The organism is Kluyvera fluvialis, assembly GCF_059725275.1.
In genome coordinates this window covers 1,665,740-1,692,353 of record NZ_AP046142.1, presented here as the reverse complement: position 1 = coordinate 1,692,353, position 26,614 = coordinate 1,665,740, and the positions used below count along the sequence as shown (strand labels likewise).

Below are 26,614 nucleotides of genomic sequence, written 5' to 3'. Positions count from 1 at the left end.
TAAATAATCACCAAATATGCCATATAACTTCCTAAATTAAATGTTTCAGGATTTATTGATTTCACTTTTTCGTTCAATTATAGTTATGCTGACCACGAGATCTTAATATCTCTAAAGGCTATATTAAGATTGATGGATGCATCTTAAAATAATCAGAAGGACAGAAAACATGCCCATCACCATAGATTATATTTTCTCTCGGGGAGTGATCCGAAACCTCCCCCCAGATATTGCGGCATTGAGCAAATTATTTCTTCGCTACCTGCACAAAAGCGGTTCAGAAGTTGATGCTTTTAATCTCATCATGCACACGGGAAGAAAAAGACATCTGCAGATTCTCCATTCGCGAGGCACGGGAGAAACCACAATTATTTTCGATACTCACTATTTCTTGCGATACCGAAAAAAAGAAACAGGTAATGAAATTGTCTACACGATTACCGGAGCAGGTTATGAGCAGTGCCCCTGGTTTCAAGGGGTTAGCGGGGTAGTAACACAAAGCCGAGCACGCCCTTCATCTCTGGCCCAGAATATGCATGAATTATCCCGGCTACGGAAAAAATCCAGAGCCGTTAACGTTAAAATTGGATGCAGTATTGGTGTCGTGGGTTTTGAATGCGGCTTTGGCATACGTAATAAAGAAGAATATTTCTGAAAAATAGATACTGGTGTTCGTACGAGATATATCGGGCCAGGCAGTAGTACTATCCAATATATAATGGCACATAAAATGCAAAATAAAGACTTCTATATACCTGCGAGTGTCCGTCATCTGGGTCAGATCCCGCTGTATCGTATTATAGCATGGTGGGGGTACTATCTCGGACGAGAATTTAACCGTGATGATGTAAGCAAGGCATTTCGAATTGACACCCGCCGAGCGGGGAGTATTATGAATTATCTACAACATCGGCAAAATGTCAGCGATATTCATTTTTCTACCAGAAAAGAATCTGTATGCGGGGCTCAAAGTAAAATTTATATAAAAATCATAAAAGTAGAACAGCAAGATAGTTATTCCCCTCTAAAGGTCTACCCTTCTAAGACCCAGAACTCCAGCTATGGCAATAACGCTCGTCAGATTGCGCACTGGGTACTGACCCGACCCGTAAATAGTGATAGCAAGCAGCTATTACAATGGAAAAAGTCCTGCCCCATTACCGACAACCTTGAATAAATCATTTAATAGCCTATTTCTAATATCAGGCAGACACTGCATAGAACAAAGATACTTTATACATATGGATAATATAATCTAATAATTGTCAACCCATTTCATCTAAGCTAAGGATTTCCCATGTCGCACAATATGATCTTTTCATTTTTTGATAGCAATGGTTGCCTTATACCGCACAATGGCAAAAATGAGTTTAACGGTATTGCATCATCTACCATGGGATGTAATGCAGAGGTCTCTGATTTTAGATGGGGCAGCACTTTTTTTCCAGCACCTAAAGATAAAGGACATTTCCAGATCGGGCTGGAATATAGCGTTCCATGCATCGCTTTCACTATTCCTCGCGAATTATTAACATATGCCGAGATTAAAAAAAATGCTCATTATGATTTGCCGCAGATCAATGATGAGGTACCGATAAGAACTATAATTCTTGTGAATGTAAAATTACGCAACATCTTAAAACATAACGCAGAGTTAAATGTTAATTTTTTAGGTGTATCACATGCATCAGAATATGAAATCCTGGAAACCATCGAAGGGAAAATATACGTGCGTAAATTTCATTGCGAGTTTGATAATAAAGAAAAATCGATTTCGATCCATCGGATATCTAATAACTTCGCGGGATTCTCTTCCCTGTGCGCACAGTTTCCATTTCTTCGCAATATTAACATGCCAAGAGTGACTGAATCCACGCTTCTCAGTCTTGGGCAATATTTCCCGGTGATGGTGAGCATGAATGATGCAACAACGCAGACCGAGTCTGAAGCTGTCATCCAGACTCACGCTGATGTTTACAGCCAGACGGTTCCCCATCCCGACATCGATCTCTATGGGATGCCAGGAAGAACGCCATCAATCCCGATCCCTATATCTGCTCCTGAGTTGGCTCCAGCAACGACAATGGCCTTTACGGGAGCCAGCTCAGTAACTAAATTCGTGGAGATTCCTTCGAGTAAAGTAACAAAATCAACTATCCGGTCAATGCCTTATAATTTATCGGCAAAACACAATGTATTCAGCAATCTGATCAAAATATTTCTTCCTCATTGAGGATTTATTTTTATGATATTCCGCTGTTCTATTTAATCAGAGCAGCGTTTTTACTTAAAGGAATTATATGGACGTTCCAATATGACCACTTCGGTACCATTTAACCGATAGCTTGCCGAAAAGTGGTTTCCAAACTTTATGCTTCTAACATTATCCCCTCGATAAGATAAAGGAATATTGCAAGTTTTTGCGGCAACATCAGGGTGGAAATTTTCTTCGTTTATTTTTTTTAGCCAGCTCCGGTAATTATGGGATATGATATCATGTTCCTGATACCGCTCACTTCTTATTAATTGACGATATAATATGTTTATAGATTCCAGTGATAACGTGTAGCGTTTCATTCAATCCCCTCATTACAGACAAAATTCATTTATACAACAGCAATAACAACTAATGCCCAAGACAAATCCTGAGCATTAGTTTACTGATTAGCTTAGCATTTTTTATTAAAACTCATCTAAAGCATCCGAGCCACATAAGGTACTGATTTATCCATATTTCGACCTTAACACCTGAAAAACATTTCCCATAGGGTTTCAATATCAGAGATGACAGGTAGTGCAGAAATACCGTTCAAGCGTCAACCATTCATTAAGTTTTATCAGCAACGTCAGTAATGACTCCACAAATACCCTATACAACGACTGAGTCACCACGGAATCACCAGCTTCATAACGATTGAGAAGTATTCTAAAGTTTTCCATTAAGCGCTCATAGTCAGAGCGTAATACACCTGGAAACTGCGCAACAGTTATCTGGTTCAGAGATAGTCCAAGAGTGCTAATTCTCTCACTCACCGTTTTCTCATCACAGAGTTGCTGCAGACATCTCTGCAGAAAGATCTGACATTCCTTGTATTCTTTCATAATATTCCAAGAATAAAAAATTAGCGCTGATTTTATTAATCTAACATATCCATACCTCTATAGAGGCGGTCACCTTTGACTGAACTTACCGTTTAGCCACCAGGTAGACAAAAAAGAATATGAAAATAAATTGTATCAAAAGGAAAATGAAATTTTTCCATTTACTTTTCATTTAATGTTTCCGGCAGCTGACCAATGCTTTCTACTTTACCGCTTTCGATATGGATAAAATTACCATGATGCAACCGGGACAGAATGTTCGCCACCGAGCTGCGTGATAGCCCCGTACGTTGCGATATAAACACGGTAGCGTTGACCTGGCGGAACATACAAAAATCATCACTCTTCATGTGTTCCAGCATCCCTCGCACAATACAGTATGCATTTCCCGATAATGTTAAACCATGCATATACAGAGTATAAGAATCAGATAAAGCCAGCAGTCGTGACATCGTTTCCCATTCCTGATATTCAGTCAATAACGCTTCGACTACCGACACAGGGTAAAGACGTACCTGTGCCCCACCGTTATAGCCGCTAATCCGCATCAGTTTATTATCAGACCAATGCATGATCTGGTTCTGTCCAACGATAAGTGGTGAAGAAACCAAAGCCAGATTCCGCCATTTGCCACCGCCAGCGATGCGCACATCCAGAGAGATAGAACCACTTACCACACTGGCAATATAGGATTCTCCCTCCCGGCTTAGCAATAGTTCAGTCTCCGCCTCAAGCCTGACAGGTGGTGTTTTAGGTAAGATGTCATTAATTCGCTGGCATAGCGCAACCATATGCAAGTATGGGTGAGTAAATGAGGTTTCATTATGATGAGTTGCCTCGTTATAAGCAGAGCCCCCCAATTCGGTGATTGACTGTCCTGTTTCCATTACACTTTCTCCCTGAGATTTAAAGAGCTTATCATTATAACGATGCTCATTACTGACTATTTTCACTACGACTTCACGCCTCTTTGCTTGATGCGAAAAAATATATAAATCCGAAAAATCCACCTTCGGCTGAGTATAAGAAATCTTATAGAACTGCTATACACTTATAAATCCATATTTAAATCCACGTTTACACAGGAGGCATATCTATCTCTCTTAACTTTTTAATATTTTATCTTTATTAAAAAAAATAAAACACCAGAAAAAAAATCAAATCCAGAATAATTTATATTTGTGTCATTCTATGTTTCTATGTTTCTATGTTTCTATGGGCAGATAATTGAATATATTGAAGTTTTAATTTTGTTTTTGTTGCAATTCGAATTAATTCATTTAAAAAAATGACCCGCATCACGAAAATGTCATCATTTCATCTTTTAAAATTAATAATTAGTTACACTTTCAAAAAGACAAAAAGTCACGCAGTAGAGAAAAACGTTGCAATCAGTCTGACGTTGATTTAAATGTTAATAGTTCCTTTCCAGATTGTTCTGGAAAATTAAATTTAAAAGTAGAAGTAAAAAAAAGCACAGGAGTGTTATTAATGCTGTTATTGCTGAGTGAAAATAATTATCTCACGGAAGGTTGTTATAAACTCTTTGTTCAGTCACAGGATGACTATTCTTCATTTCATCAGTTCCAGCATTTACCACTGAGCGCTATACCGCAGATCCCGTGTCTGGATTACAGAACGCTGATCGCTGACTTTAGTGAGTTATCAGTTGACGATTTTATGCGTCTGATTCAGATGAAATTAATTAAGCCGCAAATCAATTTTATTATCATTATTCCCGACATGGTACTTTGCTCTCCAGGGGTACTGGCACTATTGTATATTTTGCAACCCAACCTGTGGTCCAGACACAACTGTCTGGCTTCGTTACACCACTATCTGACAGTACGCGATATACTTTCCCTCACCCCTACGCCGGCACGCCCAATCACTGAAATACTGGCACCTGGACGATTAAACTCCCATCAACAGCTTGTCTTTCGTTATATGCTCTCAGGTCTTCAGGACAAACAGATAAGCGATATTCTGCAAGTGAATGAGAAAACGGTTAGTTCTCAACGCAGGACCATCTATCGCCGCCTCGGTGTGCAAAATCGGCTCCAGTTTATTCATCATTTTTTTTCTAAAGATAAAACGACTTTCCGTGTAGCGGATTATTTTTCATTGTATTAAGCAATATGATGATACAGACAGATGAAGTCTATCTCTGAGCCAGGGCGGGGAGGATATGTCATGACGGGACGATGTCAGATGTTACTGATGGAAGGGCGTAAAATACCCGAGAAAGATTGAGATATCATTAGCAAACGACCCCAGCAATGCGCTCATAGTATGATTAGCGCAATCCGTGGTTCACCTTTTCACTGCCCATTCTATGTGCTGCGCGACATCACTGGCTCTCACAGACCAGGTCGGTTGCCAGGCCTTCCTGGTGATTTTTTTCTGAAGGTTTGCAAAGGCGGGATCGTAAGGTGTTTCAACACATCGAGGGATTTTCTGTCACTGGCTCGAAGCCACGATCCTTACTATACCTTGTCCTGAATACAGCGAGATGCAGACGAATAATTTCTGCATCTCTCCTGTAATAATTACTGAACCCCAACAACCTTAATGTTATAAACCATGACCGCATCTGGTGGGACTAGCTCCCCATGACCCGCTGAGCCGTAGGCCAGCTCTGGCGGGATTACCAGCACAATCTCTCCCCCAAGCCCCACATGTTTCTCAAGGGCCGCACTGAACAGCGGTGAATATTGTTCAAGCGTCTGAGAAAAGACCTGGCCACCTTTCTCCATATCTGCGGTAATAGTACCGTCAGCCAGTGATTCACGGATCGTGGTTGACACCATCTGCCCTGCTTTTACCGGATTGCTGCCTGGTGTGATAACACGAAAACTCGCCCCATTCCCCAAAGCAATAAAACGTTTGTCTTGTGCGACCTTCTTCAATAATGCCTGCCCTTTCTCCTGCAGCGACAGTGGCTTCGTCGCGGCTAAAGAGGGTGCATCTTTTGCTGATGGTTCATTTTTTGTTGCCACTGGTACTGGCTGAGTGTGAGCTTTTTCGACAGTAGTTTTCGAACTAGCCAATCTCTTCTCCAACTGGGATACCTGCTGCTTCAGTCTTTTATTCTGGGCATTTAATACAGTATTCTGCCCCTCTATCTGCGCGATAGTCGTTCGCGCCTGATTAAGCTCCCGGGTGGCACCTGGCACAGCTTGCGTGGTGGTGACCAGCGGTTTTGGTTTCAGTGGCGTCACCACGCTCCTGACCGGTTCAACATCAAATAGTCCCTTAGCTTCCTGTTGACCAGCATTGTTCTGACACCCGGTTAATAATCCCATAATGACCATAGCCAGCAGCGGCATTGTGTGATTTAGCGTTTTTTTTACCATTGAATGGTTCTCCTCTTTAATGACAATTATTCAGGCTAGAAAAGGGCGATAACATGACCATGCTGATGCGAAGGACGCCTTCCTGGCTGAGTTTTGATAGCTCATCGTCTATCACTTTTTTGGGTAATTGATATATCCGCTGATCAATTACATACATTCATCCCGTGCTAACAGTCAGCAACCGCGACGTTCCCGCTTGTCCTATTTATAGACCGAGTGCTGAAGCTCTCCTTCAGATCACGCAACTCATTGCTTTTTGTTGGCGACATATAAAAATGCTCCGCCCCTCAACGGGTACATAAAATACATTTCTGGATCTATTCATTTATTTTCCCGACTGGGCTCGAATCCTTTATTCTCGTCACCTATAATCACGACAATGGTAGATCAAATTTAAAATAATAGGAATATGAATTACAAAACATAAAACCGGACATGTTTTTATATTTTTTTTTGGATTTATTGAATTAATTTAATAAGCGGTCGCGAATACATTAATCTCCCCATCTCGAAAAAATTTTACACAGTGGAAAGTGTTAAATTCAGTTTTCCGTATCCTAACAAAAAATACATAGCAGGTTAAAATATGATTACAGGCTATATCCCGCCAGCCAGGCCCCTCCAATGATCAGCAAACCGTCGGTATAAACACTCTCATCGTCTCTGACAACAACATTTGTTGACATGTTCTCTCCGGGAAGAACCGAAGGAGTGCCTGCCCGAACCCCATGCTTTCGATCCCAGGCTCCTGATAAACAAGCATTGATACTGATTTCTTTTATGCGTTCAAAAAATCCTTTTTTTTCCAGCATATATAGCTGCTGTGAAGAGAGATATCTGGCAAGCCTCGCCTTATAATCCACAATAGCCTGAACCGCAATTTTCTGGTTACAGAAATGTTTCACCACAGGTGAGTGTTCCAGCGCAGGGGAGGGCTCGACAACAATATGTACCATTTTACTCGTCGGATAAGTCTTTTCAGTCTCAAAAAAGGCAGAGTTTATTGGGAAAGAAAAAATAATAATCAGGATGGCTAAAATAATACATCCACACACCAGAAAAAAATCATCTGATCGATAAATAGATTTATTCATTTTATGAGTTTCACTATTTTATAAATAGAAGCCGTTTTATGCTATATGTCAAAACACCAGGTCAATATCAATATAATTGGTTATTATTTTCAACTAAAACAGAGGCTTTCTCAGATAAAGTTACTATCTTCCCCATTCCCCGAGTAGAATCAATTAATAAGCCACAGGAAGCGTGGAAGGAAGTGCCTTTATCCATACTAATCTGCCGCGCGATAATCCTATATATCCAAGTTGTCTTAACGAGGATAACACGGAAGTAACCGTACTTTTAGAAAGCCCGGTTCTTTTACTTATCAAAGCAGCAACGTTATATTGCCTGAGAAACAGAAAATCTCGGTTCGACATATGGAGCAAATGGCCCCGAATAATCTGGTAGGCCCCCCCTGCAAACTGCATGGTAAACATCATCGCCATATAGGAAATATTGTATGCCAGGATGCGTGCGGCCAGTTCCCAGGCCTGCCGTTCAGTGAGTAATGTCTCAAAATAATTTAGCGGATAGAGTTCGATCTCTGCCATACTACTGTGCGTCCGAAGTCGCATATGAATATCACCAATCTGAGGATCGATACGCCCTGCCCCATACATCTGCGGAGGATTAATCACCCCCGAAGATACCCATTCCAGCATATGCTCATACCTGAATTCAGCCCCCATCCTTCCTTTACGCACGAAAGCAACATATTTTTTACCTTCGACATCCAGTGGCAATGTATGATCGTGAGGAATCGAATGGATTTCACCCTGAGGGAGCAACGCGTGGAGTCGTTCGCAAAGCTGTAACAGTTCATTGTACCGTGTCTCTTTTTTATGAGACTCATTCTCCGATGGAAGCTCATACTGATGGGTGAATAATGATGCCGCAGCCTGACTTTCTTGCTGGTACAATGCAAGCAGATCGTCAATTGAATGCTGTTTTTTTCGCCCCATCATAACGATACCTACTACTTAATCATTAAATTAGATTCCCCCAATTATGCTGATAAAAGTATCGTTTTATATATAGATTATATATAGGATGAAGCCGAAAATCCGCCCCCCTATAACACCACATCGTTCGTCATGGTGTTGCCCTGAGATGATCGTCATCGGGTATGGGGATGGTACCGGTACAATAGCTATTGGTTTCTCATGACAATGTGTGTTGACGCTTTATTCCGACCATAGTGTTAAGAAAACACGGCAATAAGCGACACTTTCAACGTTCATCAGCCACATCACCGGTCATTCTTTTATGGTCTTCGGTGTTAATACTCCTTCCCGGTAGAAGACCCGCCGGGAACCTTCTATAAAAGAGAAAATAACCAGCGGGCCATTCCTTATCACCTGAAACGAAAAGACCCCGGGGAAAAACCCGGGGTCAGACTTATCAGAAGCTCCAGTTGATACCCAGGTTACCCTGTACCGGAGTTTCGCTGTGCTCACCGTGACCGTAGTTAAGGGCGGCATGCGCACTGAGGTTCTTCGTCAGTTGGACGCGAACACCAGCACCACCGACAAAACCCGAGCCATCAATGCTGTTATTGATATTTTCACCGTTGATGCGTTCGCTGTTGCCATCCGCCAGTTCTGATACCCCGGCCAAATGTACATACGGACAGACGCTATCGTTACGACCCGTGCAGATACCCGCATCCAGTCCGCCTTCAACGCGCAGGGAGTCATAAGAGCCAGTCTCAACTTTCATGCCGTTGTCGGTGGTGTAGTTTGCGCTCTGCAGACGCATCGCGGACAGCTTAACGTAAGGTTCAACAAAGACTTTCTTCGCTGGTTTCCAGCTGTAACCGCCTTTCAGGCTGGCACCATAACCTGCTGAATTGTAATCGCCGCTGGAACGGGAGCCGTCAGTGGAGATAACATCCTGGCTGGTTTCAAAGCGGGCTGCTTTAACGGAGCCTTCAGCGAAGAAACCGTTGTTCAGACGCCATTGCGCATAAACCTGCGCCGAATAGTCGTTGATGTCACCTCCGGCATTATCCATATCCAGGTCGGCTTTACCCCATGAACCTGCGAAGCCTACCAGCAGCTTACTGTTGTCTTTCATATCAAACACTTTATCGACACCCAGCATAACGCCGCCAATCTTGGCATCATAGTCGCCACCGCGAGACTGGTTAAGACTCTGCTTGCCACCAAAAGTGTTGAGCCAGACGCCATTGCCGTTATCTTGTCCGTGACGCGCATCGTTCATACGACCATCCAGCGCCTCATCTCCCGCATACCACAAGGCAGTCGATGCGGAACGGGTGTTAACTGCAGCTTTGGCCTGAGTGGATAACGCCTTGCCACCATCGCCACCATCGCCACCATCGCCACCAGCAGGAATGTCATTCAGCACTACAGAAGTGCTGCCGTCCGCATTTTTCACGGCAACGGTCTGATACTGGTAAGTACCGATATCCGAAGTCCCTGTAACGGTCACATCGCCGGACCGCACGTCCATCAGCGTCGCTCCCGTCGATACCACCCCCTCGGCGCCGTTATCGCGGGCAATAACGTGATAGTCGCCATTGGCGTTACCCGCTGTCAGCATATTATAGAGTCCGGTATTCACGTTGTAGTCCGAGATAATCGTGGCACTGGACCCGGTCATGGTCTGGGTGTAGACGTCGCCGTTATGCATCTCCAGAGTGGCGTTGTTGAGACTTAATGAACTGAGCGTGGAATTATCAGTATTCACCCATGTCGCACCAGAAGATAACGCGATGGAGCTGGTATTACCCACCGCCATCGGATTCAGGGCGGTATCCGACGGAGTGACGCGGGCGTCCTGTACAGCACCCGTCCAGACGGCACCGTTGCTGAGGTCGATGGTAGTCGAACCCGTGGCAGTGGCGTCAGTGATCGCGTTACCGTTCCAGATGGAGCCCACGCCGTCCAATGAGACACTGGTTACCCCAGCGGAACCGCTGTCCATAGTGGCGTTACCCTGCCACACGCCACCATTGGTGATCGCAACGTTCATATTGGTTGCTACACCGGACGCGTTCTGCTGCGCGTCACCGTTCCATGTACCTCCAGTACTTAATGCAACGCTGATGGTGCTTTGCTCAGCAAGCCCCGCAGTGGTATTGATCGTAGATGCATTACCCTGCCAAAGCGCGCCGTTGGCAACGTTGACGGAGGCACTGTTCGCCCCGCCTCCCGCGCTGTTGGCCGTGTCGCTACTGTTCTGGTTGTCCACAATGACGTTCCCATTGAGGCTGGTGCCTGCGTCACTCATGTTCAGCACGCTGTGGCCTGAATAGTTCGTTGAAGCGCCAATAACGTAATCGCCGGTGATCGTGCTTCCGGTATCGGCTACGACGTTACTGTTTGTCCCCGAGGTCAGTACAGAGTAGGTACCATCAGCTTGGTACGCCCCTGTACCCCCCTGCACGCTACTGCTGTGCAGGGTAACGTCCGAGGTAGTGGCGGAGCCAGCGACAGTGCTCCGAGCGAGCGACAGGCCGCCTAAGTCTCCGCTGATTGTGCTACCAACGATCGTTGCAGCACCAAGTCCCTGGGCTTTGATCCCTACCGTGGATCCGTGCGCAGTGCTGTTGTCCATGGATAGAGTACCGGTGTTATGCACCTCGACACCAGTGCCGCTGACCGTTCCGTTCGCCTGGATGTTGCTGTCAGCGATAGTCAGCGGTGCGTTGATGCTAGTTGCGCTCTCGTCACCATATACCAAGCCGTATGCGTCTATCGCGGCGGTGACTGTGATATCACTGTTAGTTACCGTGGTCACCCCGGTGCCAATAGCTCCCCCACCGGTCGTCATCACGCCCCAGGCGGAGTCCTGGTCGGAAGTAACGTTCATGCTGCTGTGGTCGATGGTCAAGTCATGACCTTGGGCGACGACGCGGGCGCCGTATGCGGTACCGACGGTTGCGTGAGAGGTTAGGTCGAACTGAGCAACGTTGTATGATACACCAGAGGTGCTGAAGTCGCCCATGAACAAACCTGCGGTGTCGGTCCCGACGGTGTTGACGACGGTACCATTAGTGGCGAGCGTTGGTATGGACGTACTGGCAGTACCCCATATACCACCGTTCGGGCCGGTGTAGATACCTGTATTATACGTGGCACCGTACGCGGCGGATTGAGTGAGCAGTGCTGCGACGGCGAGGGCGCAGTAGCGGCGTTTGGTATGAATGTTCATATAATTCTTCTCCTATTCTGCTTCCCCCTGAAGTAGGGTTGCTCATAAAGCCGGAGGCAGTGTTTTTATTCAGGGGAAATGTCCCTATCCTTAGTGAATATCGTGTCGGCTTCCTGACTCCATGCCGGTATTACCCAGCCCCATTGCTAAGCGCGAAGCCCTTCGTCAGCAATGGGTGATAAACTTAGTTAGTCAGCAACAAAGCAGCCCATCTAGCCCAGCGGCGGTCATACTGTTCCATCACTTCAGACGTTTGTTGCCGGGTATAACGTCGGCACTGACAGTGCTGATATTTCTCTGCTCGCTTGCGCTGATAGCTGGCTATCGCCTCCGGCGCAATGCGTTTTCCGTGTGAATCAAACCTGACACCCAGCCAGTCAAAGCCATTATCGACTCGCCCAACCACCGTTTTGTCAGAGACCGACCTAACCCCCTCCAGATCAAACTGCGTCTGGAGCCAGGAAATCGCATGCTTAACGGGCCAGCGCTTTTCGCTGAGAATGAGAAAATCGTCCATATATCGGGCAAACCAGAAACCGGCCCCACAACGCTGCTCAAAATGGTTATCAATGTGGTAAAGCACGCTGGCACTAATCAGTGGACTGAGAGCACCGCCATGGCAGATCCCTTTAAGGGGCGAGTGAATCACGCCGTCGTCCTCAATGGCATAGCAGACATATTGTTCATACAACGTGCGTAGTCGCTGATCATGGATGTGCTGCTCTCCCAGCGAAATCAACGCTGGTTTACGAATATGCTCATAAAAACCCCGGATATTCGTCCGGTACACAAAAGAGAACCGGCCAGAGGCAAGACGTTGAGAAACCTGAGCCACTGCACCCACCAGCCCACCAGCCTGGTACTGACGACGATCGTGCACCGGCAATATCTCTTTCAGGCATAACATGAGGAATTCCAGTACCACCGCATCCATCACGCTCCACTGCAGTGGCCCCTGCCCACGACTGCGCGACACAGGCGATAAAACGTAACGCCCCGCCATGACCTGATGAAATAGCGCCATCGAGTACTGCTGACAATGAAAGCGTAAATGCCAGATATCATTATTCACGGGCGCGTGAATACGACGCAGACAAATCGAGGTATACGCCTGATGCCATATGTCGTACAGAATAGAATGATCCATTGCGCGAAATCCCTTTAGTGCAAAAAATATATTTCTGGAATTATTTATGTATTTATTTTTTTCAAAAGATATAAAGATGTCTTTCATACCTTCCGATAACAACGATAGTAGATCAAAGTTTCAATAATGGAAATAAGTAAAATGCAAATATTAAAATGGACACAATAATATGAGAAACGCATTTAAATTGGATTTATTTTTATATTAACTAAACTGTAAGATGGGACAGGAATATAAAAATAAAAAACAATCACAGATTGCCCCCACCAGCCAGATCATGCTTATCACCAGTAATCCCCCGATAGGCTTATTCATCATCTCTGACGGCATGTTCAGGTATGATGTTGTTCCTGCCCTCCCTGCATGACAGGCAGACATCAAGGCTGATTTCCTGCACACGTTGAAAATAACTTTTTTATCCAGCATATGGGGTTGACGTGAAGTGAGGTATTTTGCCAGCCGCACCATATAATCGGCGATAGCTTTCGTGGATAATTGTTTGGGTACAAAATTGCATCTCAGCGACAGTATTTTTACTGGTTATATATACCGCTTCAGAATCCAGGGAGGTATGCGCGGTCTAGGCAAGCGCGGTATCCAGTGGCGGGAATACAATGAACATCAGGACGAAGATAATAATGAGGCCGCAAGCCAGAAAAAATATTGTGGTTGGAAAAATGGATTTTGTCATTTGATTGCACTCCTTTGCAAAGAGGAAAAATGCCTCATGAGGATAAGTCGCATTCTTTTAAGGGATTTAGCGACCTGATAACGTCTGGGCATCTTTCCCATCGGTTATCACTGGAGAGCAAGTTGTCAGTTCCCATGCCGGATCATGATAAATCACTTCCCAGCCACATTGTTTGAGCAGCCTATTGAGCGTATCCACCACACCGTAAATTCGGATGGGTAAAGGGCATAGCTGCTCCCCCTCGTCGCTAAAGTTCATCTCCAGGGAATCTTTCAACAGTAAGATACTGCTCTCCTGATACGGAGAGGCACGACCCCATTCCCGGTCGCTCACAACACAATAGCTCCAGCCTGACTGCCGGAGCATATCCATAGAACAGATGAGTCTGAAGAGATCGCTCTGAGCCTCCAGCTCACCAGAACACGTATCCCAGAGCTTAAACAATTTATCGCGTAAACGAGCTTGTCTCCCGAGCGAACTGGCCTGGCTCAGTATCCAGTCAATGTCTGTGGTGACATCCCGTGAAAACCGCCTCTGCTTTTTTGCTTGTATCAGCCAGCGAGTGATAAACATATCCTCCTGTAACGCTGACGTAATTCTACCGTCGGAACTGGCGGTAAGAAGTGCAATAAGCGCACACCACACCATATGCCCGGTTTTTTCCATTTTTAGCATACACACTTATCTGCCCTGAAAGATAAAGTCCCATACCATGAGTTAGCCATTAATCGTTCTATCATTCATGCTCATGCAAATCACAAAATTATACGGCTTTATTTTTCGCTAAAAAAATAAGCATCATGAAGTAAAAAACACAACCAAAAATAATATTTATTTTCCGAAAAAACAAACTTAATCACATCTGTATTATACACAATGATTTACTATGGTAGCCATAGGGAATTTTACTACAAAACATTTCATGCTGGGGTCATAATTCCAATGAAAAATAACCATGCGGTTCCCCGGAAACCTTTAATTATTTATGCGGATATCCATTTCGGGTAATTACATAAATGTAAGCCATCGAGCCCCGCTCAGGGCTAGGCGACAGAGCATCAATATACGGATTTGCGTCTGGTGAATGGCGACACGGTGAACGGGCCGGACTCACTGTTCACAATTGCCCCCTAATAATAAATCCATAATTATATACCTTGACATATCTGATGTTCGAAAACATATTAAGCATATAATTTCATTATAGAACAGAATTTATTCTACATTAGAATAAATCCCATTCCAGACTCGTACTGGAACACGCTGACTCAGGAAGTATCATACATATATTTAAAGCCAGAGCGTGATACTGTGAATAAATATCCAGATTTATAATATTGCACCAGAGATTCCTGTGAAAATAACCATCATGTCCCCCTATGGAAAAACGCCCCGGTTAACAAGATCTGATACTGACATCGATTCAATTACCTTACATAGCACAACAAGGCACATCATTTTAGATATTATCACTCATCCCTCTGTTTTTTTCTTAAAAGACATAGAGACCCATACTGACATCCCGATACAGACTATATCGATTGAACTAGGAAGTGAGGGTTTTTGTTATGGCATTATATTCAGAAAAGCCGTGGGGCCCATCCAGCCAGTATTGCAAATTAGCCCTATCGAAAAAACAACCAAGATCCAGGTATCTGTATCATTTCCATTAGCAAAGAAAGATGACCTGTGCATTGAACTATTTGAAAAAAGGCTCGGGGGTGTGAGTCAGTTTTATAAAGCAATGCCATTCTCAAAGCCTTATAAAAGAGTCAGTATAAAAAACCAGACTAACCTTGATAACCTGCGAACATCGCTGCACACAGAACCGATGGACACTGCGGCACAAACAAATTTCACCGGTACGGTACTCTCCAATCACGCAACACTTCCGCCTGAAAATAAGATAATGGATTACCGATCCTGGGAAGGATTTTTTGGTGCGGTCAAATGGTATTGTGACGATAAGAGTCCCTGCGTATCCTCATTAGGCTTTCCGTTGCTCAAGCAACACCTGGGTGACGATTTTAAAAACTGGTATCCGCCCAAATTATGATAACAGCAGCAGACGTGAGGAGCGCGATTTAAGTTTCAACCTCTGACGATTGATACTGGCCATCGCAATATCGTCACTATCCGGCAAACCAGATATTGGACTAACCCCACGAGCCTGCCATATAGTTTGAGCATAGCAACTGTCTTTAAACTCCGATTACGAAGCATCACTGTGATACTCAGGGTCCCATGCTTCGTTCTTTTTTAGCATTGCATTCAGAATGTTCAGTCGTTTTCCAATACATGCCATCAATATGAACTTTTTAGTTTTCCCAGTAGCGACCAACCGTATGTAGACCACTCACGCAAAGCCGAAAAAATCCTGGTAGATTTAAGTGATGAAATAACACCCTCCCCCATCGCCGATAGATGATGGTGAAAATCAATGAATGCCCAATTAACTGCCACACGAGCGCGAACTCAGAAAGTCATTGAACTTGCGATTAAAAGGCCTCAGCAAGGAGTCCCGAATCGTTGCAAAAACAACGTGCTTGAATGGAAGTGTTAGCCGCAGGGATAGCGCCAAGTAGCGCGGCTATAATGAGAACGTGCTTGACCATGAGTCGTCATCAGATCTTAGGCGGATACGCCATTTGTGGGAGAGGTAATCGCTATATTCATTCATATAGGCAATATATAGCACTATTCCTAATGCAATATTCAGTAAAATACGATTACCATTCATGTCAGCAATGATATTCTCATCCTGTTGCATACTGATAAAAAGGATTCACAGTGAAAAACACACATAAACTCGCCGCTTCATTACTGGCCGTTGCTTGTATCTCCAGCAGTGCGTTAGCCACAGAACAGCCGCTGGAAAAGGTAGCACCTTACCCGCAGGCAGAAAAAGGCATGAAGCGTCAGGTCATTCAACTGCCAGCGCAGAAAGACGAATCAGCCTATAAAGTAGAGTTATTGGTCGGTCAGACGCTGGAAGTGGACTGCAACCACCACCGTCTGGGCGGCAAACTGGAAAGCAAAACGCTGGAAGGCTGGGGTTACGACTACTACGTCGTTGAGAAAGTGAGCGGCCCGATGTCCACCATGATGGCATGTCCTGACAAACAAAAAACCAAGAAATTCGTCAGCGCATCCCTGGGTGAAGAAGGGATGCTGCGCTACAACAGCAAACTGCCAATCGTTGTCTATACGCCGGAAAACGTTGAAGTTAAATACCGCGTATGGTCAGCAGAAGATACCATGCATGATGCGGTCGTTCGTTAATATCGTGACTCCCGGCGTTGGCGTCAACACCCTCGCCGGGTAACGCAGATAGCACAACCCGGCGAAGCCTTGCAACGCCGGGTATTTTTTTACAGCGCGATATCCGCAATCTCTTTCAGCGTTACCGGTTTCGATACCACTTGCGCCGCAGGTACCGGATCCGCCTCTCTAGCCGCTTCATAACGCAGCCCAAGCACTTCACTGGTGTAGGCCAGCGTCTTCTCAATCAAGTGTGGGTTTTCCGTCAACGTAGAGCCATAGGTTGGCACTACCGCGCGGATTTTTTCCTGCCATTCGGCAGTCTGCATTTTGTCTTTAAAGACTTTTTCCATCAGCTCCAGCATGATAGGCGCGGCAGTAGAAGCCCCAGGTGACGCCCCCAGCAGCGCAGCCACTGTGCCTTCATCGTCACTAACCACTTCCGTCCCCAAACGCAGTACGCCGCCGATACGGGCATCACGTTTGATAATCTGTACACGCTGGCCCGCTTGCCACAAACGCCAGTCCTGCTTTTTCGCCATCGGATAGTAAGCGCGTAGCGCCGCATGGCGGTCTTTGTCTTTCTGTAGCACCTGACCGACCAGATATTTCACCAGATCAAAGTTGTCCAGCCCCACGTTCAGCATCGGCAGAATATTAGATTTATTGGTTGAAGCCAGCAAATCCCACAGCGAGCCGTTTTTCAGGAAACGGGTGGAGAAGGTCGCGAATGGCCCAAACAGCACCACGCGTTTACCGTCAATAATACGGGTATCAATATGCGGTACGGACATTGGTGGAGCGCCTACCGAGGCCTGGCCGTAGACTTTCGCCAGGTGGTGATTAACCACTTCGGGGTCTTCACACACCAGGAACTGGCCGCCAACAGGGAAGCCTGCGTACTCTTTCGCCTGCGGGATTTTGGTTTGCTGAAGCAACTTCAGCGCTGCGCCGCCCGCACCGATAAAGATAAATTTGGCAAGAATAGTGCGTTTAGCGTGGCTGTTATTGGCGTCAGACACCGTAACCGTCCAGCTGTTATCCGCATTACGGTGGAAGCGGCGTACCACCGTGTTCAACTGTAGCGAGAAGCGGTCGCGCGTTTTCAGCGCGCTAATCAACTGACGGGTAATTTCACCGTAATTGACGTCAGTACCAGCTTCGGTACGCGTAGCCGCGATAATCTGCTGCGGGTCGCGCCCTTCCATAACCAGCGGCGCCCATTGCTTGATCTGTTGGTGATCTTCGGAATAACGCATACCGCTAAACAGCGGGCTTTTCTGCAACGCACGGTAGCGGGCGCGCAGGAAATTGACGTTATCTTCGCCCCACACAAAGCTCATGTGCGGCACGGTGTTAATAAAGCTTTTTGGCTGCGCCAGTACGCCGCGCGTCACCTGGTGCGCCCAAAATTGGCGGGACACCTGAAACGCTTCGTTAATATCAATGGCTTTTTCGATGCTGACAGAGCCGTCAGCTTTTTGCGGGGTATAGTTGAGCTCCATCAGCGCCGAGTGCCCAGTACCGGCGTTATTCCAGCCGTTGGAGCTTTCTTCCGCTACGCTTTCCATCTGCTCAACCATAGTGATTGACCAGTCAGGCTCCAGCTCTTGCAGCCACGTACCCAACGTAGCGCTCATAATTCCGCCACCGATCAGCAATACATCTGTCTCGTGCACCTCACGAGCCTTCGCCTTAGTCGCCACAGAAACCGTTTTCTGTGTGTTGGGTACTGCCATTTTTTTATTCATTGCAGGGGGCCTTACTTGACTCGCGTTTGTTACACGCAGGTAAAAACATCCGTACAGTTACGTTACCACCCAGCAAGATAAAATTAAATATTGTTTAAAATTTAAGTTGAGTTTTGAGATCTGTTATTAAAATGTTTAATAAATGTGTACAGAAAATGAAGTTTGGTACTAGTAGAATGTGACGGGAAGCGGTATCATTCTCCCCTTTGTGATGTTAAACAGGTTATCACTGGCTTATAGAAAAGCCGTCATCAATAACCTGTGAATACCCTTCCTGATTTGCCGTTTTCTCGCTCCGACTCCCATTTCCAGCCCCGAACCTGCGATAGTCACCGCAGGCCCGACGATGGCAGATTTACAGCAGGAACACCGTTGCCAGCCCGAGGAAAATAAAGAATCCGCCGGTATCGGTGATCGCCGTGATCATCACGCTCGACCCCACCGCTGGATCATGCCCCAGTTTCACCATGATCATGGGGATCAGTACGCCCATAATCGACGCCACCAGCAGGTTGAGGATCATCGCCAGCGTCATCACTGCGCCAAGATGCGGGTCGCCATACAGCAGCCAGGTAACCGTACCCATAATGCCGCCCCAGACAATCCCGTTAATCAGTGCGACGCCCATCTCACGCAGGATCAGGAATGAGAAATTACCCGGCTGAATATGCTGAAGCGCCAGTGCGCGGACAATCATGGTGATGGTCTGGTTACCGGTGTTGCCGCCGATACCGGCGACAATCGGCATCAGTGAAGCGAGCGCTACCAACTGCGAAATCGTGTGTTCAAAACCGTCGATAACCCTGGAGGCGATAAACGCCGTACACAGGTTAATCGCGAGCCACGCCCAGCGAGTTTTGACAGCTTTCATCACTGGCGCATAAACGTCCTCTTCACTGCTCAGGCCGCCCATACGGCGCAAATCGCTGTCGGTTTCTTCGTATACCACATCAACGATTTCATCGATGGTCAAACGCCCCATCAATTTGCCTTCTGAATCAATCACCGCAGCACTGATCAAGTTGTCACGTTCGAAGGTTCGGGCGACGCTTTCCGATTTTTCTTCTGGATGGAACGCTACGGGGTCTGCTTCCATCACTTCATGAACGTAGCGATCCGCCGAATTCAGGAGGATCGTCTTCAACTCAAGCTCGCCAATCAGCGTTTTATCGCGCTGAATAACAAACAGTTTATCGGTGTTCTCCGGCATTTTGCCCAGCCGCCGTAGAAAACGCTGCACCGACGCCAGAGTCACGTCGGCACGAATAGTGATGACCTCAAACTCCATGATGGAGCCAATCTGGTCATGGTCGTAATTCATCACCTGACGCACGCGCGCCCGTTCCGCAGGCGACATCGAAGCCAGCAGGCGTCCCGTCAGGTCGCGAGGCAGATGCTGCACCAGATAAATCTGTTCGTCGATATCCAGCGTTTGCAGTGCATCGAGCAACGCCCGGTCGCTCATATCCTCAATGAGGTCATCCCAGACGTTCTCCGATGCTTCGAGCAAAACCTTCCCGCGCCGCTCATCTTCGACCATGTTCCACAGGGCGTGACGTTCTTCGGAGGGCAAAGCTTCGAGGGTATCGGCAAGATCCGGCGGCGGCAAATGCGCAACCAGCGCCCCCACTTCCGCAAGGTCGTCACTCAGCGCGCTTTCGTCATACTGCTCGGCGAGCGTTAATTTACCCAACAGCGCAGAGGTCACGGCTTTATCGGTGGTTAACAACCAGATAAGCCGCATACGCTCTTCGTCGCGCAGGCGGGCGCTGTTCTTCTTCAACAGAGACATGAATAATCCTTATTCGCGAAGATTCGCTCAACCGGATGATTGAGCGAACTAAGCATAGCGCGGGGTGATGTAAAAAAGACTAGGCCAGCCTGTCAGACGCTGAAAAAAAACGCAATTTGGCGAAAAAAATCAGGCCGTCCGCGAGACAGCATCGCGAGAGGCGCGTTCACGCTCCTCACCCACCAGCTCACTCAACTGGCCATTGCGCATTTCCAGCAGGCGATCGGCATGAATAAAATAGTGATCGTCATGGCTGATAGCGAAAATAGTTTTACCCATTTGCTGCATCAATGGCAGCAGAACCTGGTAAAACTCACGCCGGAAATGAGGATCCTGATCGGCGGCCCATTCATCCAGCATAATGATATCGCGTTCTTCCGCCAGCGCCAGCAGCAGCGCAACGCGCTTCTTCTGCCCTTTCGACAGTTTCAAATCAAGAATGCGGCCGTTGTCGAGCTTCACTTTGTGGCTCATCTGCAACTGCGCCAGCCATTTGTTGACCAGTTCTGGGTTCGCCGCTTTGCCCTGCGGGCCAAGCAGTTGGTCAAACAACCAGACATCGGTAAACACGGCCGAGAACAGTTTGCGGTAGTCCTCAGGTTTTTCTGCTGCCAGCGGCTGACCGTCGAGCAGAATCTGCCCGGAAACCGGTTGATACAGCCCAGTCAGTAGCATCGCCAGCGTCGATTTACCGCTACCGTTGCCGCCAATCAGGAATACCAGCTCGCCACGTTTGAGCGTTAAATTCAGCGGCCCAACGGCGAACGTATTGTCTTCATAATGGAAGGTCACATCGCGCAGTTCCAGCGTTTGCCAGCCAGGGTGTGCCGTGGGCTGCGGGAAAGTTTCGCGATACGGCGCAAGCGCAAACTTGTTCAGCTTGTTAAACGCCACCTGAGCACTCAGCAGCGTCGGCAGTGCGCCCACCGCCGACAGCAGCGGTGTGCGCAAAAACAATAGCGTCAGTGAATAAGTGGCCGCGACGTTGGTGTCAGCCCATCCCAGGCTGTTCGCCATCCAGAATACCAGGCCAATCGCCCCCAGCATCATAATGTTCGACCAGTTAACAGCACTGAGGTGGAAGGTATCGGCGCGAACAATGTGATGACGGTAGGCTTGCGCATTCGGCGTGAACTGCTGCTCAAAGACGTACTCCGCACGTTCGCGATTGAGGGTCAGCTCTTTACGCCCTTCCAGCACCGTTTGGTAATCGTTATACAGCTTGTCTTCGGTTTCACGCAGCGTTGCCGTGTGCCGGTAGACTCGCGCCACCAGCATAAAACCGCCCCAGATGGTCAAGGCCACCCACAGTGCGGTAATCAGCAGCATTTTGGTGGACAGCACCGCCAGATAAGCCGCCGATCCGAGGGTCAGAATAATCCCCTGCAGTAGCTCCGGCAGGCGCACAAACGCAATGGTAATGGCACGAATATCACTGGTCAGCCCCGCCAGCAGCGATGCGCTACCAAGCTTTTCCACGCGCTCGACCTGGGTGTCAAGAATGCGTTTGATAAATTCACGGCGCAGGCGATAAACAAAGTGGTGCCCCAGCGTGGTCAACGCCAGCTGCGAGCCGAGCGTCACCGCCATTAATAACAGCAGCAGGCCCAGGAATTCCGGCAATACGGCAAGAGTGGTATCGACAGTTTCAATCAGGCGCACATTGATAAACGCAATCAGCCCGATACCCAGCGCAGCGCTGAGCAGGCTAAGCGCCATCACGGCAGTAAAAGGCCAGCGGTACTGACGCCAGACGAGTAAAAGAAGTTCCATAGCAACAACCAGGGCAAGAAAAAACAGCCAGCAGTGTAAACTGCTGAGCAAGTACATCAAGAATAATTCTTATTTTTATACACGAAATCATTCACATTGCGGCACGGCGGAATGTGAGGTTATAACGCCACTCCCCAACCTGCGGGTGACTCCCTGCTTTCAACGGCAAAATGGCGTGATAAAACAGCCGTGATTCACCGCCCCACACCACCACATCACCGTGTTCCAGCAATACTCGCTGCAACGGGTCGCTGCGGTTCAGACCACCAAACTGGAAAGTCGCGGGCAGCCCTAAAGAGACCGACACAATCGGCGCACTAAGACACGCTTCATCTTTATCTTGATGCAGAGATAATTTTGCGCCTGGCTGATAGCGGTTAATCAGACAGGCATCGGGATGAAAACCGGGGTAACCCGCGCGGTTTGCCGCATCCTGCGCCAACTGACGAAAACAGCCCGGCATGGGTGGCCAGGGCTTGCCGGTGAGCGGGTCGATAGCCGCATAACAGTAGCCTCTGCTATCCGTGCTCCAGCCCAGTGGGCCACAGTTGGTCATCGCCACCGACATAGTGTAACCGCCTGGCGTAACCATATGGCGAAACGGCGACAGCGCCGCCACTTGGGCAATCGCCGTCAATAGCGCGGCACTGTGTTCGCGCGCCAACCGCCGCACAATGGTTGCGCCGGGAGCCAGTGGCTCGGCCCACGGCGTTTCATCAGCAAACAAGTCCAGCATTAGCGCTCCTGGTTTTTCTCACGCTGGAGCAGCGCCGCTTTGCGTGCTACGCCCCAGCGATATCCCGACAAACTGCCATCGCCCCGCACCACACGGTGGCAAGGTATCAGAATAGCCAACCGATTCGCCGCACAGGCGCTAGCGACCGCGCGCACTGCTTTAGGTTTGCCGATACTGTCCGCCACCTGTTGGTAGCTGCGCGTTTCGCCCGCTGGAATCGCGCGTAATGCTTGCCAAACCTGTTGCTGAAACGCGGTTCCACGAATATCCAGTGGCAGCGATAGCGTTGCCGCGCGGCGATCCAGGCTGGCGATAACGGCGTTAATTTGCGTCGTAAAGGCTGGGTCAGCCTCCAGACAGTGAGCGGCGGGGAAACTTTGCTGAAGTTCCGTCAGCAGTGCGCTGTGATCATCCCCCAGCAAGACAGCGCAGATACCGCGCTCGCTCAGCGCGACCAGGCAGCGCCCTGGCGCGCATTCGCCAAACGCGTAGTGAATTTCCGTGTCTTTTCCGCCTTGTTGATAGGCTCGAGCAGTCATTCCCAGCAGTGAATCTGCCCGGCGATAGTAACTGCTGCTCGATGGAAAGCCCGCTGCCAGTACCGCCTGGGTGATCGGTTCACCTTCGTTCAGGGATTCTCGCAGGCGACGTGTGCGCCATGCCTGCTGCCAGGCTTTTGGCGTCACACCCGTGACCGATTTAAACAGGCGGTGAAAATGGTAAGGGCTAACGGCGACAGCCTCTGCCAGCGCTTCCAACGTGATTGGAGTGTCCTGTTCCAGTAAACGGCAGGCGTAAGCGACTTTGTCGATTCTCTGTTGTTCTGGCGTGGTTTTATCTGGCTGGCAGCGTTTGCACGGGCGAAACCCTGCGGCCAGCGCGGCGTGAACATCCGGGTAAAAGCGCACATTCTGGCGCAGCGCGTGGCGGGCACGGCAGGATGGGCGGCAGAAAATGCCGGTGGTCTGCACAGCAAACACAAACAGACCGTCGGCAGTTTCATCACGATTGAGCACCGCCTGCCAGCGCTGCTCATCGGTGTAAAGCGTTTGAGTGGTCATAACAGGCTCCTCCTTCTAGTGTAATCGCTACTTTGCCTAAAAGGAGGCCCGAAGAAACCCACAATCTTGCTTTTTAATTTTGGCCATTCACCAGGAAAGAGCGGAATTGAGGTGACATCCAGGTAGTAAAGCCCTCGCCCTCTTTCAAAATCATGTACACCGCCAGCCCTTGTTCACGAACCACCTGCTGGGCTTTTTGCGGCCCCAGCACCATCAGACCAGTATCCCAGGCATCAGCTTCCAGTGCGGTAGGCGCAATGACCGTCACCGAGACTAATTTATGGGTAATGGGCCGCCCAGTTTGCGGGTCAATGACGTGTGAGATTCGCTGGCCGTCCAGTTCATAATAGTTGCGATAACTACCAGACGTGCTGATACCGTAACCGTTAATATCGACAATTGCCTGTACCGCATTTTCCCGGTCGGTTGGTTTCTGGATCGCCACACGCCACGGCTGGCCGTCGGCATTCATTCCCCGGCTCACCAGCGCGCCGCCAACGGACACCAGATAGCGGGAGATCCCTTCCTGAGTCATCAGTTGCGCCAGGTGATCGGCGGCATACCCTTCCCCAACGGTAGAAAGATCGACATATAAATCAGGCAGCGATTTTTGCAAAAATTGTTGGCCTGCGCGGTTGATAACCGAGAGATACTGTAGCCCAGTGCGCGCTTTCGCGGCGTCAATCTGCGCCTGTGTTGGCGTTTTCACCGGCTGTTTTTCTGGGCCAAAGCCCCAAATATTCACCAGTGGGCCAACGGTGATATCCATTGCTCCGTGAGTTTTCTGCCCAACGCGCAGCGACTCGGTAACGATATCCGCCATCGCTTCACTCACCGGCCAGGGCGTCAGGCTCTGCGAATGGTTAAAACGCATCAACGCCGAGTCATTCTTCCACGTTGACAGCAGCATATCGTCGCCATCCAGCAGCCTTTGTACTTTTTTCTGCAGCTCGTCGGCCTGGGCTTTATCAATGCCGATAACGCTCACGCGCCAGAAAGTCCCCATCGTTTTACCGTCGAGGACGGTCACAGCCGCCTTCGGTGCAACGGGTTCGCTGGTGTTGTCACAGCCTGTCAGTAAAATCACGACGCTTAACAGCGCCATTCGTAAAAAAGTCATTTCCATCCGTTATTACCCTCCTGCAAACGGCGCAAGAGTACACTAATTCGCTACAACCAGAGATAAAAAAAGGGGCCAAAGGCCCCTTTTTTTGCGGTATTAACAGTATTAGAACTGGTAAACCATACCCAGAGCGACGATGTTGTCGGTAGAGATACCGGCCGCTTCGGTGAAATCGTTTTTGTCCAGCAGGTTGATTTTGTAGTCAACGTAGGTAGACATGTTTTTGTTGAAGTAGTAGGTAGCGCCTACATCAACATATTTCACCAGATCCTGGTCGCCGAAGTCTCTCACGCCGTTGTTGATGTTTTTACCTTTAGACTGCAGGTAAGCAACGGACGGACGCAGACCGAAGTCGAACTGGTACTGTGCAACCACTTCGAAGTTCTGAGCTTTGTCAGCAAAACCGTAAACGCCAGCGTTCGGGGAACCACCGAAACGAGTTGCGTTGTAGGTCTGGGTGTACTGAGTTGCCAGGTAGATGTTGTTCGCGTCGTATTTCAGACCAGCAGAGTAGGTTTCTGCGCGATCGCCGTTACCGTAGATTTTGCTGGTTTTGCCAGTCGGTACGCCAGTGTTCGCGTCACGTTCTACGTAAAGGCTGTCGTTCTGGTCAGTAGTACGTTTGGAGGAGGAGATTGCACCACCAATGCTGAAGCCTTCGCCCAGATCATAAGTCAGAGACCCGCCGAAGCCGTCGCCGTTCTGTTTCAGAGCCTGACGACCGTTTGCGGTAGAACCTTCACCGGAAACGCTGCCGTTTTTACCCTGGTATTGCAGAGCAAAGTTCAGACCGTCAACCAGACCGAAGAAGTCGGTGTTACGGTAGGTAGCAACGCCGTTAGCACGGGATTGCATGAAGTTGTCAGAACCGTAGGTGTCGCCGCCGAATTCTGGCAGAACGTCGGTCCAGGAAGTTACGTCATAAACTACGCCGTAGTTACGACCGTAATCGAAAGAACCAGCATCAGCAACGCGAATACCTGCGAAACCTACACGAGTCCAAGCCTGGTCGGAAGAACCTTCAGTGTTGTTCGCCTGAACGTTGTATTCCCACTGGCCGTAACCGGTCACCTGATCGTTAACCTGAGTTTCGCCTTTGAAACCCAGACGAACGTAGGACTGGTCGCCGTCGTCGCCGTTGTTGTTAGAGAAATAGTGCAGACCATCAACTTTACCGTACAGGTCTAATTTGTTGCCGTCTTTGTTATAAATTTCAGCCGCATTTGCTGCGCCCGCTACCAGCAGAGCTGGTACCAGGAGGGACAGTGCTTTAACTTTCATGTTATTAACCCTCTGTTATATATATATGCTTTTATATATGCCACTGCTTACTGATTAACCCTCATTAATCAGTCGGCAGACCCATTGTGCTGTAAAAATGGGAATAATCCAATAAGAATATGATACGAAAACCACTCAAATGTTTCATTTATCGTTATAGATGTTTCTAAATGTAAGTTGACGGGAACTTTATATAAGCACAAAAAACCAGGGAAAATAGCGCTAAAAATCAAAACGAAAAATAATAACCAAACAAAATCAGCGAGTTGAAAAACATCATAGGTATAGCACTGAATGAT

At 48.0% G+C, this 26,614-nt stretch carries 21 protein-coding genes and 1 pseudogene; 7 read left to right on the top strand and 15 right to left on the bottom strand.

Features of this window, described 5'->3' with window-relative positions; translation table 11 throughout:
- Window positions 1-169: 169 nt before the first annotated feature.
- The 3 genes from AC6I4B_RS08085 (at window position 170) to AC6I4B_RS08075 (ending at window position 2,233) form a co-directional block, all read left to right on the top strand.
- On the top strand, window positions 170-655 hold the full coding sequence (locus AC6I4B_RS08085; RefSeq protein ID WP_497770871.1) for a hypothetical protein: 486 nt from the start codon (window positions 170-172) through the stop codon (window positions 653-655).
- A 75-nt stretch (window positions 656-730) separates the two neighbouring features.
- Complete coding sequence (locus AC6I4B_RS08080; protein WP_497770869.1) at window positions 731-1,177, top strand: CaiF/GrlA family transcriptional regulator; 447 nt, start codon at window positions 731-733, stop codon at window positions 1,175-1,177.
- 120 nt (window positions 1,178-1,297) lie between these two features.
- Window positions 1,298-2,233 carry a hypothetical protein gene (locus tag AC6I4B_RS08075; RefSeq protein ID WP_497770868.1) on the top strand — a complete coding sequence of 312 codons (936 nt, stop codon included), beginning with the start codon at window positions 1,298-1,300 and terminating at the stop codon, window positions 2,231-2,233.
- Window positions 2,234-3,263: 1,030 nt separating this feature from the next.
- On the opposite strand, the gene AC6I4B_RS08070 is transcribed toward AC6I4B_RS08075, so the two are convergent.
- Window positions 3,264-3,989 (bottom strand): helix-turn-helix domain-containing protein, encoded by a 726-nt coding sequence (locus AC6I4B_RS08070; protein ID WP_497770866.1) that lies wholly within the window; start codon window positions 3,987-3,989, stop codon window positions 3,264-3,266.
- Window positions 3,990-4,593: 604 nt separating this feature from the next.
- On the opposite strand from AC6I4B_RS08070, the gene AC6I4B_RS08065 reads away from it, so the two are divergent.
- Window positions 4,594-5,235, top strand: a complete 642-nt coding sequence (locus AC6I4B_RS08065) for a helix-turn-helix transcriptional regulator (protein WP_497770865.1) — start codon at window positions 4,594-4,596, stop codon at window positions 5,233-5,235.
- A gap of 416 nt (window positions 5,236-5,651) precedes the next feature.
- Here AC6I4B_RS08065 and AC6I4B_RS08060 read toward each other — a convergent pair whose 3' ends face one another.
- The 5 genes from AC6I4B_RS08060 to AC6I4B_RS08040 all read right to left on the bottom strand — a co-directional run bounded on the left by AC6I4B_RS08060 (window position 5,652) and on the right by AC6I4B_RS08040 (window position 12,846).
- The gene (locus tag AC6I4B_RS08060) at window positions 5,652-6,458 is read right to left on the bottom strand and encodes an FKBP-type peptidyl-prolyl cis-trans isomerase (RefSeq protein WP_497770863.1); all 807 of its coding nucleotides are present in this window, start codon (window positions 6,456-6,458) and stop codon (window positions 5,652-5,654) included.
- A 590-nt stretch (window positions 6,459-7,048) separates the two neighbouring features.
- Window positions 7,049-7,552 carry a hypothetical protein gene (locus tag AC6I4B_RS08055; RefSeq protein ID WP_497770861.1) on the bottom strand — a complete coding sequence of 168 codons (504 nt, stop codon included), beginning with the start codon at window positions 7,550-7,552 and terminating at the stop codon, window positions 7,049-7,051.
- Window positions 7,553-7,705: 153 nt separating this feature from the next.
- A complete protein-coding gene (locus AC6I4B_RS08050) occupies window positions 7,706-8,485 on the bottom strand; it encodes a helix-turn-helix domain-containing protein (RefSeq protein WP_497770860.1) in 780 nt (259 codons plus the stop codon).
- 436 nt (window positions 8,486-8,921) lie between these two features.
- Window positions 8,922-11,699, bottom strand: coding sequence for an autotransporter outer membrane beta-barrel domain-containing protein (locus AC6I4B_RS08045; RefSeq protein WP_497770858.1), 2,778 nt, complete (start codon window positions 11,697-11,699; stop codon window positions 8,922-8,924).
- A gap of 184 nt (window positions 11,700-11,883) precedes the next feature.
- On the bottom strand, window positions 11,884-12,846 hold the full coding sequence (locus tag AC6I4B_RS08040) for a reverse transcriptase domain-containing protein (protein WP_497770856.1): 963 nt from the start codon (window positions 12,844-12,846) through the stop codon (window positions 11,884-11,886).
- Between the two features lie 487 nt (window positions 12,847-13,333).
- Between AC6I4B_RS08040 and AC6I4B_RS08035 the strand changes: the two genes are divergently transcribed.
- Window positions 13,334-13,615 (top strand): hypothetical protein, encoded by a 282-nt coding sequence (locus tag AC6I4B_RS08035; RefSeq protein WP_497770855.1) that lies wholly within the window; start codon window positions 13,334-13,336, stop codon window positions 13,613-13,615.
- Here AC6I4B_RS08035 and AC6I4B_RS08030 read toward each other — a convergent pair.
- Window positions 13,604-14,212, bottom strand: a complete 609-nt coding sequence (locus tag AC6I4B_RS08030; RefSeq protein ID WP_497770853.1) for a DUF2913 family protein — start codon at window positions 14,210-14,212, stop codon at window positions 13,604-13,606. The genes AC6I4B_RS08035 and AC6I4B_RS08030 overlap by 12 nt on opposite strands.
- Window positions 14,213-14,891: 679 nt before the next feature.
- Here AC6I4B_RS08030 and AC6I4B_RS08025 point away from each other — a divergent pair.
- A complete protein-coding gene (locus AC6I4B_RS08025; RefSeq protein ID WP_497770852.1) occupies window positions 14,892-15,593 on the top strand; it encodes a hypothetical protein in 702 nt (233 codons plus the stop codon).
- 156 nt (window positions 15,594-15,749) lie between these two features.
- Here the strand turns inward: AC6I4B_RS08025 and AC6I4B_RS08020 are convergent.
- Window positions 15,750-15,887: pseudogene (locus AC6I4B_RS08020) on the bottom strand (IS110 family transposase); the annotation flags it as partial.
- A 440-nt stretch (window positions 15,888-16,327) separates the two neighbouring features.
- Here AC6I4B_RS08020 and eco point away from each other — a divergent pair.
- Complete coding sequence (gene eco / locus AC6I4B_RS08015) at window positions 16,328-16,819, top strand: serine protease inhibitor ecotin (RefSeq protein ID WP_497770850.1); 492 nt, start codon at window positions 16,328-16,330, stop codon at window positions 16,817-16,819.
- Window positions 16,820-16,908: 89 nt separating this feature from the next.
- Here eco and mqo read toward each other — a convergent pair whose 3' ends face one another.
- From mqo to AC6I4B_RS07980, 7 genes are all read right to left on the bottom strand, one after another.
- Window positions 16,909-18,549, bottom strand: coding sequence for a malate dehydrogenase (quinone) (gene mqo, locus AC6I4B_RS08010; RefSeq protein WP_497770849.1), 1,641 nt, complete (start codon window positions 18,547-18,549; stop codon window positions 16,909-16,911).
- 355 nt (window positions 18,550-18,904) lie between these two features.
- On the bottom strand, window positions 18,905-20,341 hold the full coding sequence (gene mgtE / locus AC6I4B_RS08005; protein ID WP_497770848.1) for a magnesium transporter: 1,437 nt from the start codon (window positions 20,339-20,341) through the stop codon (window positions 18,905-18,907).
- Between the two features lie 129 nt (window positions 20,342-20,470).
- Window positions 20,471-22,114, bottom strand: a complete 1,644-nt coding sequence (locus tag AC6I4B_RS08000; protein ID WP_497770846.1) for a multidrug ABC transporter permease/ATP-binding protein — start codon at window positions 22,112-22,114, stop codon at window positions 20,471-20,473.
- 91 nt (window positions 22,115-22,205) lie between these two features.
- Window positions 22,206-22,850, bottom strand: coding sequence for a DNA oxidative demethylase AlkB (gene alkB / locus AC6I4B_RS07995; RefSeq protein WP_497770845.1), 645 nt, complete (start codon window positions 22,848-22,850; stop codon window positions 22,206-22,208).
- Entirely contained in the window at window positions 22,850-23,911 is a 1,062-nt protein-coding gene (gene ada / locus AC6I4B_RS07990) for a bifunctional DNA-binding transcriptional regulator/O6-methylguanine-DNA methyltransferase Ada (protein ID WP_497770844.1), read from the bottom strand. Before ada ends, alkB begins: the two co-directional genes overlap by 1 nt.
- A 73-nt stretch (window positions 23,912-23,984) precedes the next feature.
- Window positions 23,985-25,037: an FAD:protein FMN transferase ApbE gene (apbE, locus tag AC6I4B_RS07985; protein WP_497770843.1), complete on the bottom strand. Its 1,053-nt coding sequence runs from the start codon at window positions 25,035-25,037 to the stop codon at window positions 23,985-23,987.
- 102 nt (window positions 25,038-25,139) lie between these two features.
- Window positions 25,140-26,315, bottom strand: coding sequence for a porin OmpC (locus AC6I4B_RS07980; protein ID WP_497770842.1), 1,176 nt, complete (start codon window positions 26,313-26,315; stop codon window positions 25,140-25,142).
- Window positions 26,316-26,614 lie beyond the last annotated feature (299 nt).